Source organism: Rhizobium gallicum bv. gallicum R602sp (assembly GCF_000816845.1).
GTDB lineage: Bacteria > Pseudomonadota > Alphaproteobacteria > Rhizobiales > Rhizobiaceae > Rhizobium > Rhizobium gallicum.
The window spans coordinates 2109772-2123836 of the sequence record NZ_CP006877.1 but is presented as its reverse complement, the minus strand read 5'-3'; the positions used below and the strand labels follow the sequence as shown (position 1 = coordinate 2123836).

The window sequence follows — 14065 nt, the reverse complement described above, 5'->3', positions numbered from 1 at the left end:
CAGAACCTGTCGAACGGCGCTAGGCAAGCGGATGCTAAAGGTTTATAAGCCGCCGTTATCGTGGACGACAGGCGCCGGGCGTTGATCCCGGCGAGACAAAGGTGACTAAAATGGCAGAGACTTGGACCCCGAGCAGTTGGAGGCAAAAGCCGATCCAGCAGGTCCCGGATTATCCGGACCAGGCCGCTTTGGCGGCAACGGAAGCCCAGCTCGCTAGCTATCCCCCGCTCGTCTTTGCGGGCGAGGCCCGCCGTTTGAAGAAGCATCTCGCCAATGTCTCCGAAGGCAACGGTTTCCTGCTGCAGGGCGGGGACTGCGCCGAGAGCTTCGCCGAGCATGGCGCCGACACGATCCGCGACTTCTTCCGCGCCTTCCTGCAAATGGCCGTCGTGCTGACGTTCGGCGCACAACTGCCGGTGGTCAAGGTGGGGCGTATTGCCGGTCAGTTTGCCAAGCCGCGTTCTTCGGGCATCGAATCGCAGAACGGCGTCTCGCTGCCGAGCTACCGTGGCGATATCATCAATGGCATCGAATTCACCGAGGAAGCGCGCATTCCGAATCCGGAACGCCAAGCCATGGCTTACCGCCAGTCAGCCGCGACGCTGAACCTTCTGCGCGCCTTCGCGATGGGCGGTTATGCCAATCTCGAGAATGTGCACCAGTGGATGCTCGGCTTCGTGAAGGACAGCCCGCAGGGCGAGCGCTACCGCAAACTTGCCGACCGAATCAGCGAAACCATGGACTTCATGAAGGCGATCGGCATCACGTCCGAGAACCATCCGAGCCTGCGCGAGACGGACTTCTTCACCAGCCACGAGGCGTTGCTGCTCGGCTACGAAGAAGCGCTGACGCGGGTCGATTCTACGTCCGGCGACTGGTACGCGACATCCGGCCACATGATCTGGATTGGCGACCGCACGCGCCAGGCCGATCACGCGCATGTCGAATACTGCCGCGGCATCAAGAACCCGATCGGCCTGAAGTGCGGTCCGTCTCTGCAGGCGGACGATCTGTTGAGCCTTGTCGACATCCTGAACCCGGCAAACGAAGCCGGCCGCCTGACGCTGATCTGCCGTTTCGGTCACGAAAAAGTCGCCGACCACCTGCCGCGCCTCATCCGGGCGGTGGAGCGCGAAGGCCGCAAGGTTGTCTGGTCCTGCGATCCGATGCACGGCAATACGATCACGCTCAACAACTACAAGACGCGTCCGTTCGAGCGCATCCTGTCGGAAGTTGAAAGCTTCTTCCAGATCCACCGCGCCGAAGGCACGCATCCGGGCGGTATTCATATTGAGATGACCGGCAAAGACGTGACGGAATGCACGGGCGGTGCCCGCGCTGTTTCAGCCGAGGATCTGCAGGACCGTTATCACACGCATTGCGATCCGCGTCTCAACGCCGACCAGGCCCTCGAGCTTGCCTTCTTGCTCGCCGAGCGCATGAAGGGCGGCCGCGACGAGAAGCGCATGGCCGTCAACGGCTGATCTACCCGAAAGACTGGAATCGAGAGCCCGGCTCAGTGCCGGGCTTTTTTATTGAACGTGCACCGATTGCTGGTCGCGGCATTTCAAGAAGCTCGGCATCAAAATTTCTGACGGTCTGCTTCAAGGAATTGGATTTGACGCAGTCCCAGGCAAGCGGCCAATCTCACAGTCCAATCGAGAACCGGGGGGCCGAATGACGAAGGAATATACGGGCGGCTGCGCCTGCGGGGCGGTGACGTTTATGAGCAAGAGCAAGCCCGCTCCGGTCGTCGCATGTCATTGCTCGCAGTGCCGACGGCAGACGGGGCTCTACTACGCGTCTTGCGACGTCTCCCTGGATTGCCTGACGATCGAGGGCAAGAGCTCGATCCGCTGGTACCGGTCGAGCGAGACTGCTGAGCGCGGCTTCTGCGCAAACTGCGGCTCGGCGCTATTCTGGCAACGGAAGGGATCGCCAGAAGTTTCCGTGATGGCCGGCGCGTTCAACCTGCCGAGCGGGCTTTCCTTCGGCTATCATATCTACTGTGCCGACAAGGGCGATTTCTATGAGATCAACGATGGCGCGCCGCAATACGCCAAAGGTGTTTAGGCCCCTTTCGCGGCCAGCGAAGCGTTCAGGCGCCCGACCTCTTCGCGCAGTGCAGCGAGTTCGGTCACGACCTGCATGTCGATTTTCTGGTGCAGCGACAGGACCTCGAGCTCGGCCTTGAGATTTACTTCATAATCCTTGGCTGCTTCGAAGCGGTCGCGCTCGGTCTGCCGGTTCTGCGACATCATAATGATCGGCGCCTGGATTGCGGCGAGCATGGAGAGGATCAGGTTCAGGAAGACGAAGGGGTAGGGGTCGAAGGCGCGGGTTGCCAGCACAATCGTATTGATTGCCGCCCAGATCGCGAGGAAAGCGAGGAAGGCGATGATAAAGGACCAGGAGCCGCCGATCCTTGCGATACCGTCAGCGACGCGCGCTCCGAAAGTCGCCTCCGCGGCAAAGGCTTCGTTGACGTCGGTCGAGATGACCTTGCGTTCGTGTGTCCTCCTGAGGACGCGTTTTTCGATGTCGCCGAGTTCCTCGGTCGGCCTGTCGAAATGCAGGTGAACGAAATTCGAAATACTATGCATGACTGGCTCCGATATCTGGCACCACGGGCGGAAAGATCTGATTCGTCAGCGATGGTGGGTTCAGCTTGCGCCTTTGCCACCATCACCGAATCCTCCAGGGATTGATAACATCAAGGCCAACTCCGTCGAAGTCGGTCATGTTGCGGGGTTGCAAGTGACGCCCCGCGTGAGATGGCAATTGCTGCGATCTGATCGTCGAAATGGCTGATCGGTCGGCCGGCTTGCGACGGTTCGTGACAATGGTCGCATGGACATCTGATGCGTCCCGATTCGAAGGGCAGGACCCCCCCGCCGATATCTTCGCTGAAAATCGGCACGATAGCGGCCCCGAGCTCCTAGCTCCTCGCCAAGAAGGCGCAGCGCGTAGACGGGTCCCGTCACCGCCGCTGTGAACACCTGTGAAGAGTGCTGCGTCACGAGCCAGTCAACGACGCCCATATTCGGTTCCGAAATGACATCGGTATCGAGAACGATCGCTTCTCGAAATCCGGTAGGTTTGGCGCGGTGGAATGTCAAACTCGCACACCGCCAACGGCCAGGAAGCGTTGTGAAACGCAGCCGCCGACTGCCATCAATGGCCCTGGTATCCCTCGGCAAGCAGGCCGTGTTTTGGGAAAAAGCGCTCTAGCGTCCGCGCCTTGCCGAACATGATGTCGTGCTGCAGGTAGCCGTAATCACGCACAAGAGGATCGAGCTTTTTGCGGTCGCGCACCCAGTCCGGCGTCGCCTTGTTGTTGCGCGCCGCCAGTTGGTAACGGTCGATGATGTCGTATTTCTTCTGCACGCGGCCGAGGAAACCGGTGTAGAAGGGATGCTCGAAACCGGCAAATTTGAGGAGGCTGTAGGAGATCAGCGACGGGCTGATCGTGCCGACGTCCTCCTTCACGCCCTTCTTGTTCGACCAGATGACCAGCGGCGTTTCATGCTCGCGCTTCATCACGTCGAGCGGCGCCCTGCGGGTCGCGACCTGGTCCGCCATGTAGCCGGCGCTCATATAGACGTTGCCGAGCGGCGGCAGGTGATCGCCCCAAAGGACGATGATCGTTTCGCGCTCACGCTTCGAGGCCCAATCCATCAGCGTCTTGAGACTGTCGTCAGCTTCCTTCACGCCCTGCGTATAGGTCGCAAGCGTCGCACGATCGGCCTCCGGAATGTTGCCGCGGATGCCGATCGTGTTGCGTGCATAGCGATACGGCTCGTAGGGACCATGTCCCTGCAAGGTGACAGCGAAGAAGAAGAACGGCTTATCGAGGCCGTCGCCCTCACGCATGATCTCCTTCATCAGAGAATCGTCGGAGGCGAAGATGCCGCGCTTTTCCATCGGCGGCATCGTTTCTTCGGTCCGGAACTCCTCGAAACCGAAATCCTTGTAGACCTGGTTTCGGTTCCAGAACCAGCCGCTGAAGGGGTGCAGGGCGCGGGCGATGTAGCCTTCGCCGCGGAAGAAGGTAGCAAGCGAGGGCACGTCGCTGCGGACATATTGCTGGTAAGGAATGCTGCCATAAGGCAGGAAGGCGTTCGAGAAGCCGGTCAGTGCCTCGAATTCGACATTGGCGGTCATGCCGCCGAATTCCGGCGAGAAGACGTAGCCGGACTGCGCGGCGCGGACGTTCGGCATCGGATCGGCGCTGAAGGAGAGGTTTTTGAACCTCGTCGGATCCCAAAAGGACTCACTCATCAGCATGATGATGTCCGGCTTTTCTTCCGGGCCTGTTAGATAGCCGTAGTTGCGCGAGGGGATCGCGTCGAGCGCATCGGCGTTGAGACCGGCGGGCGCTGCGACATCGGCCATCGGGATGTTGAAGAGGAAGGCCAGTATGAAGCCGTTGCTGCGGTAGTTCTCCTTCTGGTCCCACATCATCGGCACCACCTGCAGGCGGTCGCGAATGTAGGAATATTGCGAATAGTCCATGAGCGACGCGAAAGCCGCTATCACCGGCAGCCCGAGACAAAGGTGGCGCAGGCGAGCCTGGCGGGAGAGTTTCGGGAAATTCTGCCAGGCATAACGCCATGCGAAAACGATGCCTGCGGTGAAAAGCACGATGCCGACGAGAAGTGCTGTGGCGGTCCACGGCCTGTCTCGCACCATGACCGGCAGCAGTTCCATAATCTGACGGGTAAACAGCACGTCGGACGGATAGAAGGGGTCGGAGAGAAAGTGCTGCTTTTGATTGGAGACAAAGGCGGGGATCAGGAAAAGCGGGATCAATACCAATGCCGATTGGTAGCGCCGTCCAAATACGGCATCGAGGGTCAACATCACGATCGTCAGCATGGCGACGGTCGTCATGCCGGGCCTGACCGTCGATGTCAGGAACTCGCCGACATCGATCAACGTGCCGCGCGCAATCCACTCGACGGCGACAACGCTGAGGAAAGCGAGAGAAAACGAAAATACGATGCCGATTGCCGCGCGCGCTCCCGGAGACTGTATACTCGACCCGAAACCGGCGGAAAGCAGTGCTGCTTTTCTGGCCGGTACGGACTTCATTATCAACGGGATCAACGGCATACTCCGACGTCATAAAATCTTCACCGAAGTGTCACATGCCTGTCATGAACGCTAGATGAACCTCTCGGTTTCCCGGCTTTTCCATAATGTTTTGGGTTTTTCGCCCGGCAAGCCCCCGCCGGCTTTTCATGGCGCGGGCAATTGAAGCGGCGGGCGGCCCGCGCTAAATGGATGACATGACACAGGAAAGCGCTCCTTTGAATACACTCCAGATTGCCGTTGCCCAGTTGAACCCGACAGTCGGCGATGTCGCCGGAAACCTTGCCAAAGCCCGTGAGGCACGCGCCGATGCGGCCCGCCAAGGCGCGCATCTGCTGCTTCTGACGGAGCTTTTCATTTCCGGTTATCCACCGGAAGACCTCGTGCTGAAACCGGCCTTTCTAAGGGCCTGCCAGAAGGCGGTCGAGGACCTCGCGGCCGATACCGCTGACGGCGGTCCCGGCGTCATCGTCGGCTTCCCGCGGCAGGGAAAGACGGGGCGGCATAACTCGGTTGCAGTTCTCGACGGCGGCCAGATCCTGGTGCTGCGCGACAAGATCGACCTGCCGAACTACGGCGAGTTCGACGAGAAGCGCGTCTTTTCCGAAGGATCGATGCCGGGGCCGGTGAATTTCCGCGGCGTGCGGATCGGCGTGCCGATCTGTGAAGAAATCTGGAACGATCTCGGCGTCTGCGAGACACTCGCCGAAAGTGGTGCCGAAATCCTGCTGGTGCCGAACGGTTCACCCTATTATCGCGGAAAGGTGGACGTGCGCCATCAGGTGGCGCTCAAGCAGGTGATCGAAACCGGCCTGCCCCTAATCTTCGCCAACCAGCTCGGCGGCCAGGACGAACTCGTCTTCGACGGTGCGAGTTTCGCCTTCAACGGCGACAAATCGCTGGCCTTCCAGATGAGCCAGTTCGAAACCGCGCTGGCGGTGACGACCTGGAAGCGCGGCGAAAACGGCTGGCGCTGTAGCGAAGGCCCGATGTCTCGTATTCCCGAGCCCGACGAGGCCGACTATCGCGCCTGCCTGGTCGGTTTCCGCGATTATGTGAATAAGAACGGCTTCAAGAATGTCGTCCTCGGCCTCTCCGGCGGCATCGACTCGGCGATCTGCGCGGCGATCGCCGTCGATGCTCTCGGCGAGGAGCGCGTGCGAACCGTGATGCTGCCGTATCGCTACACGTCAACCGATTCGCTGAAGGATGCGGCCGACTGTGCCAAGGCGCTCGGATGCCGCTACGACATCGTGCCGATCGAGGAGCCGGTGAAAGGCTTCGCCTCGGCGCTCTCGCCGCTGTTCGAAGGAACCGATAGCGGCATTACCGAGGAGAACTTGCAGAGCCGGGCGCGCGGCACGATCCTGATGGCGATTTCCAACAAGTTCGGTTCCATGGTGGTCACGACCGGCAACAAGTCGGAAATGTCGGTTGGATATGCGACGCTCTACGGCGACATGAATGGCGGCTTCAATCCGATCAAGGACCTCTATAAAATGCAGGTCTATGCGCTGTCGCGCTGGCGCAATGGTCATGTGCCGCCGGACGCGCTGGGGCCGTCCGGCGAGGTGATCCCGCAAAACATCATCGACAAGGCGCCGTCCGCCGAGCTTCGCCCGGACCAGACGGACCAGGATTCGCTGCCGCCTTATCCGGTGCTCGACGACATCCTCGAATGCCTCGTCGAGAAGGAGATGGCTGTCGAGGAGATCCTCGCGCGGGGGCATGATGTGGCGACCGTCCACCGCGTCGAGCATTTGCTCTATCTCGCCGAATACAAGCGCCGGCAGTCGGCTCCGGGCGTGAAGATCACCAAGAAGAACTTTGGGCGTGATCGCCGCTACCCGATCACCAACCGGTTCCGCGACCGGTAACCCAAAATCCTGGAGGATGCATGCGCAGTTCGGTCGAGATCTATAATATCCGCTCCGGGGAAAGCCGGATTGTCGTCCAGACGGAAAAGCTGATCGAGGCGCCGAACTTTTCGCCTGATGGCGCCTATATGCTGTTGAATGGCGACGGGTTGCTCTACCGGCTGCGGCCGGACGGCTCCGGCGGCCTCCAGCTTGTCGATACGGATTTTGCGACGCAGTGCAATAACGATCACGGCATTTCGCCGGACGGGACACAAATTGTCATTTCCGACAAGACGGAATTCGGCAAGTCGGCGATCTATGTCTTGCCGGCGGCTGGCGGGACGCCGCGGCTGATCACCGACAATCTTCCCTCCTATTGGCACGGCTGGTCGCCGAGCGGCAAGGAGCTTGCCTATTGCGGCATTCGCGACGACGCCTTCGACATTTATACGATTTCCGTCGATGGTGGCCCCGAAAAGCGGCTGACGCATGGCGAGGGGCGAAACGACGGGCCCGATTATTCGGCTGACGGGAAATGGATCTACTTCAACTCCAGCCGCACCGGTCTCATGCAGATCTGGCGCATCCATCCGGATGGAACCGGCCTGGCGCAGGTGACGCACGACAACTATGGCAACTGGTTTGCGCATCCTTCACCGAAGAACGACAAGGTGCTGATCCTTTCCTACGATCCGGAGGTCTTCGATCATCCGCGCGACCTTGATGTGCGGCTGCGGCTGATGGACATGGACGGCAGCAACCCGACTACGCTGTTCGAGCTCTTCGGCGGGCAGGGCACGATCAATGTACCCTGCTGGTCACCGGATGGCGACGAATTTGCCTATGTACGTTACTTCCCGGAGACTTGAACGAGGCGCCGATTCAGGAGATAGAGACTGCTGTCAGGTGCCTGCATCCAGCAGGAGAATCGGGAATCCGGTGAAGGACCGGAACGTGCCCAACGCTGTGAGGCTGACGCTTGCTGCAACAATGGCCACTGGCATCTGCCGGGAAGGCTGCAGAAAGCGGGTGACGCCAAGTCAGAAGACCGGCCTGGCAAGATGGACCGAACCGCGCGGACGGCGGCGAGGTTTTGACGCTTCCTGCGCTGCGGTTGCGGGTGCTCAAGCATTGTTGGGGATTTAACGATGCAACTCGATCCTTTCGCCCCCGCCCTGGTTCCGGCCGGCGAGTTCTCCGAACACGACCGGGCCTCGGTCTATAGAGCCATCGAAACGCGCCGCGACGTGCGCGACCAGTTTTTGCCCGATCCTCTGCCCGACGATCTGGTGTCGCGGCTGCTTGGGGCGGCCCATGCCGCGCCGTCGGTCGGTTTCATGCAGCCGTGGAATTTCATCGTGATCCGCGATCCGAAGGTGCGCCAGGCCGCGTGGCAGGCGTTTTCGCGCGCCAACAAGGAAGCGGCCGAGATGTTTGAAGAGGAGCGGCGGGATATGTACAGAAGCCTCAAGCTCGAAGGCATCCGCAAGGCACCGCTCAGCATCTGTGTCACCTGCGATCCGGACAGGGCAGGGCCGGTGGTCATCGGCCGCACCCACAATCCGCGTACAGATGTCTATTCGACCGTCTGCGCCGTGCAGAACCTGTGGCTTGCCGCCCGGGCCGAAGGCATCGGGGTCGGCTGGGTCAGCATCTTCCACGATGCGGATATTCGGGAACTGCTCGGCATTCCGGAGCGGATCGAGATCGTCGCCTGGCTTTGCGTCGGTTATGTCGATCAGCTTTACCACGCGCCGGAACTGGCCGTGAAAGGCTGGCGACAGCGCCTGCCGCTGGAAGAACTGGTCTTCTGCGACCGATGGGGAAGCCAGTAACGCCGCGTCAGTTCTGCTGCGGCTGCGGTCCGGGCGTTGCGGGGTTCTTGAGATCGATCGCGCCCTGATCGCCGGCGAGGAACTGCGGACCGACCTGGCGGACTTTGCTGTTGGCCGGGTCATAAGGGCGGTCCGGCACCTGCGGCTGCGGGGCAGGCGTGGATGCGGCGCCCGATCGCGGCTTCGTCTTGATATTCGTAATCGAGCCTTTCCTCGGCGGGTCGATGATCGCCTGATTCTTGCGCATGTTCTCGTAATAGGCGGAGAGATTGCAGGAACAGGGGGACTTTTGGCCGGGCGCGCGGTTCTTGTAGGCAAAGGCATTCTGCATGGCGCTGTAGGGCGCACCGGTCGAGGCCGAGATCATGTTTGCGGCTTCGGTATTCGAGATGTCTTGATAGAAAAGCTCCGTCTCGATTCCAGGGCACATTTTCGAACACGTCGCTGCGTCGCGGTTGAAATCGATCGATGTTGCATTCGTGGTGATCGGGAAGAAGCCGCCGTCGCAGGTGCGCACGCACATGGTGCTGACATGCGACATGAGCTCACCGCGCGGCACGCCATATTGTAAGTCGCCCTGTTCGCCTTCTCCAAGCGGAATGAAGGTATCGCTCCGCATCGCCTGTTCTTCGGGACTTGGTCCCGGCGCATAGGCCTGCAGATCCGGGGCATAGTCGAGCTCGTCGTTGCAGCCGTTGTCTTCGAGCGCCGCCATCAGCTCGCGGCGCACGCGATAATCGGCGCCGCCCTGATTACGCAGGTCGTTGCGCCGCTCCTGCAGGTATCGAATGTTGTCGACCATGCGCGCCTCGGATTGCTGCAGCTCGCTGCAATAATGCGCATTCTCGCCGCCGATCACGACCATGCTGTCCATCGAGCAGCCGTAGACGCGAAGGTCGTTGCGGACTTTACGAAGCTCGAGATTCTGCTCGGCGATCGCGCTCGCATATTGGCGGACTTCGGGGCCGTTGCCGATGACATGGGGCAGATCGGCAATGCGGCCGCGCAGGTCGTCGCAGAACGCATGCGTCTGCGCGGCAGCAGGTGCGGCCAAGGCAAGCAGGATCGCAAGGGTCAGGTTTCGGCGTTTCACGGCATCATCCCGCAGCAAAGTCAGGCCAGAGTGCGGCGTGACATTCGCCGCATCCCGGCTTTTTAACCTGCTTCCGTTAACAAGCTGGCGACGCAATTGTAACGCATTTTCGCATTTTGCGACAACTTACGCCGGCTGAGAAGCCTCCACAACGGCAAGCGCGGCCATGTTGACCACTCCGCGCGAGGTGACCGAAGTCGACAGGATATGCGCAGGCTGTGCAGTCCCCAGCAGAATCGGGCCGACATGGAGCGCATCCATCATGGTGCGGACGAGGCCGAGCGAGATGTTTGCGGCATCGAGGTTCGGGAAGAGCAATAAGTTGGCTTCGCCGGCAAGCGAACTATCCGGCATGGCGCGCTTGCGCAGCGCTTCCGACAGTGCAGAACCGGCTTGCATTTCACCATCGACCTCCAGATCGGGGGCTTGTTCGCGCACGAGCTGCAGGGCATCGCGCATCTTGCGTGCGCTCTCGGAGTTTCGGGAGCCGAAATTCGAATGGCAGATCAGCGCGGCCTTCGGCGTGATGCCGAAGCGGCGAACCTCCTGGGCTGCGAGAACGGCGATCTCGGCGATTTCCTCATGTGTCGGATTGTAGTTCACGAAGGTATCGGCGAAGAAGACCGGTCCTTTCTGGGTGATCAAAAGGCTGAGACCGGCGAAGGTGCAGGCACCTGGTCGCTTGCCGATGATTTGGCCGACGTCTTTCAGGTGGCGGTCGAAGCGGCCTTCCACGCCGCAGATGAGGGCATCCGCCTCGCCGCGTTTCACCGACAAGGCGCCAATAACCGTGTTGTTGGTGCGCACGATCGTGCGGGCGGCTTCCGGATTGATGCCGGCGCGGCCGACGAGGGCGAAGTAGTCTTCGACATAGTCGCGGTAGCGCGGATCGTCTTCGGGATTCACCACGGCGAAATCGATGTTTGGGCGAATGCGGATGCCGAACCGCTTGAGGCGAGCCTCGATGACCGAGGGGCGGCCGATCAGAATCGGCTCGCCGGTCTTTTCCTCCAGCAGAACCTGAGCCGCGCGCAGGACGCGCTCGTCTTCTCCCTCCGCGAAGATGACACGTTTCTTCTCGGAAAGCTTGGCGCTGGTAAAGATCGGCTTCATGACGAAGCCCGAACGCCAAACGAAGCGGTTCAACTGATCGAGATAGGCGTCGAAATCGGCAATCGGCCGCGACGCGACGCCCGTCTCGGCGGCGGCCTTGGCGACAGCCGGCGCGATGCGCAGGATGAGACGCGGATCGAAGGGCGAAGGAATGAGGTAATTCGGACCGAAGACAGGCGTCTCGCCGGAATACGCGCGCGCCGCGACGTCCGACACTTCCTCGCGGGCAAGCCCCGCGATGGCCTCGACGGCCGCCATCTTCATTTCTTCGTTGATGGCGGTGGCGCCGCAATCGAGCGCGCCGCGGAAGATATAGGGGAAGCAGAGGACGTTATTCACCTGGTTCGGGAAGTCCGAGCGGCCGGTGCAGATCATTGCGTCCGGGCGGGCGGCACGCGCGAGGTCCGGCATGATTTCAGGAGTCGGATTGGCGAGAGCCATGATGAGCGGCTTGTCCGCCATCTGTGACAGGAGGTCGGGCTTCAGGACGCCGGCAGCCGAAAGGCCAAGGAAAACATCGGCGCCGCCGATATTGTCGGCGAGCGTACGCATCTTACTTTTCTGCGCATAGACAGCCTTCCATTCGTCCATCAGCTCGGTGCGGCCTTCATAGACGAGGCCTTCGATATCGTGGACCCAGATGTTTTCGCGCTTCGCGCCGAGCGTCACCAGGAGGTTGAGGCAGGCGAGTGCTGCGGCACCCGCGCCGGAGGCGACGATCTTCACATCCTCGATCTTCTTGCCGGCAAGTTCCAGTCCGTTAAGGATCGCGGCGGCGACGATGATGGCCGTGCCGTGCTGGTCGTCATGGAAGACCGGGATCTTCATCTTGCCGCGAAGCTGGCGCTCGACCTCGAAGCATTCCGGCGCCTTGATGTCCTCGAGATTGATGCCGCCGAATGTCGGCTCTAGCGAGGCGATGGTGGAGACCATCTGGTCGACAGTGGGGGCCTCGATTTCGACGTCGAAGACGTCGATGCCTGCAAATTTCTTGAAGAGAACGGCCTTGCCTTCCATGACGGGCTTGGAGGCGAGCGGGCCGATATTACCGAGGCCGAGAACCGCTGTGCCGTTGGAGATGACGGCGACGAGATTGGCGCGCGAGGTATAATCGGCCGCCGTCTCCGGATTGTCACGGATCGCAAGGCAAGGTGCTGCGACGCCGGGCGAATAGGCGAGTGCCAGGTCGCGCTGGTTGCCGAGCGGCTTGATCGCCTGGATTTCAAGTTTGCCGGGACGGGGATAACGATGGAAGAAAAGCGCCTGTTCGTCGAGGTTTCCGCCCGTCTCGTTCTTCTCCGTCTTGGATTTTTCCTGATGATCCATTGCCGTCTCCGCTGCCGCACTCACATCTTTTGAAGACTTCTCCATACAACAATCGGCTGGCAGGGACAGTCAGAAATTCGCATCCGGGCGGAAATCTCGTGAGCGCTGCGATGTGCCAATTCGCACATCTGTCATCTTCCTGAAACACGAGTCTGATTTTGGAAGGCGAGATGAACGATAGGACGCAGGCAATTGCTTGTGAAAGACAATATGGATACTCGACACTTCCGTACTCTGTTCATTTCCGATGTGCATCTCGGCTCGAAGGCGGCGAAGGCGGACTTCCTCCTCGATTTTCTCCGCTACCACGACGCCGATACGATATTCCTCGTCGGCGACATCGTCGACGGCTGGCGACTGAAGCGCAGCTGGTACTGGCCGCAGGTCTGCAACGACGTCGTGCAGAAGCTGCTGCGCAAGGCGCGCAAGGGCACGCGGGTCGTCTATATCCCTGGCAATCACGACGAATTCCTGCGCGACTTCCCCGGCATGCATTTCGGCGGCATCGAAGTCGCCGAGCGCGTGATGCATGACGGGGCGGACGGCAAGAAGTACCTGATCCTGCATGGAGACGAATTCGATGTCGTCGTCCGCAATGCCCGCCTGCTCGCCTATCTCGGGGACTGGGCCTACGACACGGCCATCAAGATCAACGTCGTTCTGGCCGCGATCCGCCGCCGCATGGGCATGCCCTATTGGTCTTTCTCCGCCTGGGCAAAGCTACAGGTGAAGCATGCCGTCAATTTCATCGGCGAGTTCCAGCGCGTCGTGGCCGACGAAGCCCGCAAGCATGGCGCCGACGGCGTCATCTGCGGCCATATCCACCATGCCGTGATCGAGGACATGGACGGCGTGCGCTATATCAACACCGGTGACTGGGTGGAGAGCTGTACGGCGATCGCCGAGCATGAGGACGGCACGTTCGAGCTCATCACCTGGAGCACGATAGCCGACGCTCAAGCCATCCCGCTGGCGATCGAGCACCGCGACAGCGAACTCGAGCCGCAGGCCGCCTGATTTTCTGTTGTGAATACTGCGTCGACTAACGCGGGCCTAGTTCCAGCCGCATGAGAATTTCATCATAATAAGTTTCGCCCACCTTTAGAGCTTCGACCTCGACGGCCCATTCTTCAAAACCTACGGATTTGTAAAGCCGGATGGCCGGAACGTTGGACGACACGACGCTGAGCCGGAGCGAGCGTAAAAGCGTGCCAACTTCGTCGACGGCAGCACTCAGCAGTAAGCGTGAGAGCCCTGTGCCCCGCAACGTTTGGCGGACATACATGCCCCAGATCGATCCAATATGTTGCGTCTTGATGCCCTTGGATTTCGACACACCAATCGTTCCGGCCAGCATTCCGTCATCGAAGAGCCCTCCGATCACAAGACCGTTCTCGAGCCTATCAGCGAAATGGGCCTCCGATTGGCTCTGCTCTTCTTCCCATGACGCGCCAAATGCCTCTGGATGGTTCGCGAGAGCCTCCAGGCGAATTTCCCTAAAAGACGACGCATCATTCCGGTCGAGGCGGCGAATCTTGTATGGGCGCAAAGGTATACCTTTCTTTTTTGGAAGGACGACCGAAGCAGCTAACGGTGACTGCCGCATGACGCTTGGCTCAAAATCCACGACGCTCTGCGCGACCCCAAACGTTAATGGCTTTAAATTACGATGGATTGTGAGCGGAAGGGGACAAGCCTTTTCTTGAAACGTTTAAGAAAGGCTATTTCTGGCCATAGTCGCCCTT

At 60.4% G+C, this 14065-nt stretch carries 11 protein-coding genes and 1 riboswitch; of the genes, 6 read left to right on the top strand and 5 right to left on the bottom strand.

Annotation, left to right across the window (positions count from 1 at the left end; all coding sequences use genetic code 11):
* Positions 1-110: 110 nt before the first annotated feature.
* Positions 111-1484 (top strand): class II 3-deoxy-7-phosphoheptulonate synthase, encoded by a 1374-nt coding sequence (locus tag RGR602_RS10595; RefSeq protein ID WP_039845066.1) that lies wholly within the window; start codon positions 111-113, stop codon positions 1482-1484.
* A gap of 193 nt (positions 1485-1677) precedes the next feature.
* Positions 1678-2073 carry a GFA family protein gene (locus tag RGR602_RS10590; RefSeq protein WP_039845065.1) on the top strand — a complete coding sequence of 132 codons (396 nt, stop codon included), beginning with the start codon at positions 1678-1680 and terminating at the stop codon, positions 2071-2073.
* Here the strand turns inward: RGR602_RS10590 and RGR602_RS10585 are convergent.
* On the bottom strand, positions 2070-2603 hold the full coding sequence (locus RGR602_RS10585) for a DUF1003 domain-containing protein (protein ID WP_039845064.1): 534 nt from the start codon (positions 2601-2603) through the stop codon (positions 2070-2072). The genes RGR602_RS10590 and RGR602_RS10585 overlap by 4 nt on opposite strands.
* A gap of 571 nt (positions 2604-3174) precedes the next feature.
* Positions 3175-5109, bottom strand: coding sequence for an LTA synthase family protein (locus RGR602_RS10580; protein ID WP_039846784.1), 1935 nt, complete (start codon positions 5107-5109; stop codon positions 3175-3177).
* A gap of 182 nt (positions 5110-5291) precedes the next feature.
* Between RGR602_RS10580 and RGR602_RS10575 the strand changes: the two genes are divergently transcribed.
* From RGR602_RS10575 to bluB, 3 genes are all read left to right on the top strand, one after another.
* The gene (locus tag RGR602_RS10575; RefSeq protein ID WP_039846783.1) at positions 5292-6971 is read left to right on the top strand and encodes an NAD+ synthase; all 1680 of its coding nucleotides are present in this window, start codon (positions 5292-5294) and stop codon (positions 6969-6971) included.
* A 20-nt stretch (positions 6972-6991) separates the two neighbouring features.
* Positions 6992-7822: a TolB family protein gene (locus RGR602_RS10570; protein WP_039845063.1), complete on the top strand. Its 831-nt coding sequence runs from the start codon at positions 6992-6994 to the stop codon at positions 7820-7822.
* An 18-nt stretch (positions 7823-7840) separates the two neighbouring features.
* A riboswitch (cobalamin riboswitch) is annotated at positions 7841-8024 on the top strand.
* A 77-nt stretch (positions 8025-8101) separates the two neighbouring features.
* On the top strand, positions 8102-8788 hold the full coding sequence (gene bluB / locus RGR602_RS10565; protein WP_039845062.1) for a 5,6-dimethylbenzimidazole synthase: 687 nt from the start codon (positions 8102-8104) through the stop codon (positions 8786-8788).
* A gap of 7 nt (positions 8789-8795) precedes the next feature.
* Here bluB and RGR602_RS10560 read toward each other — a convergent pair whose 3' ends face one another.
* Both RGR602_RS10560 and RGR602_RS10555 read right to left on the bottom strand, forming a co-directional pair.
* Positions 8796-9881, bottom strand: coding sequence for a DUF2865 domain-containing protein (locus RGR602_RS10560; RefSeq protein ID WP_039846782.1), 1086 nt, complete (start codon positions 9879-9881; stop codon positions 8796-8798).
* 126 nt (positions 9882-10007) lie between these two features.
* Positions 10008-12320 (bottom strand): NADP-dependent malic enzyme, encoded by a 2313-nt coding sequence (locus tag RGR602_RS10555; protein ID WP_039845061.1) that lies wholly within the window; start codon positions 12318-12320, stop codon positions 10008-10010.
* Between the two features lie 210 nt (positions 12321-12530).
* Here RGR602_RS10555 and RGR602_RS10550 point away from each other — a divergent pair, with 210 nt between their 5' ends.
* Positions 12531-13337, top strand: a complete 807-nt coding sequence (locus RGR602_RS10550) for a UDP-2,3-diacylglucosamine diphosphatase (protein ID WP_039845060.1) — start codon at positions 12531-12533, stop codon at positions 13335-13337.
* Positions 13338-13362: 25 nt separating this feature from the next.
* Here the strand turns inward: RGR602_RS10550 and RGR602_RS10545 are convergent, their stop codons facing one another.
* Entirely contained in the window at positions 13363-13947 is a 585-nt protein-coding gene (locus tag RGR602_RS10545) for a GNAT family N-acetyltransferase (protein WP_082046520.1), read from the bottom strand.
* Positions 13948-14065: the final 118 nt, after the last annotated feature.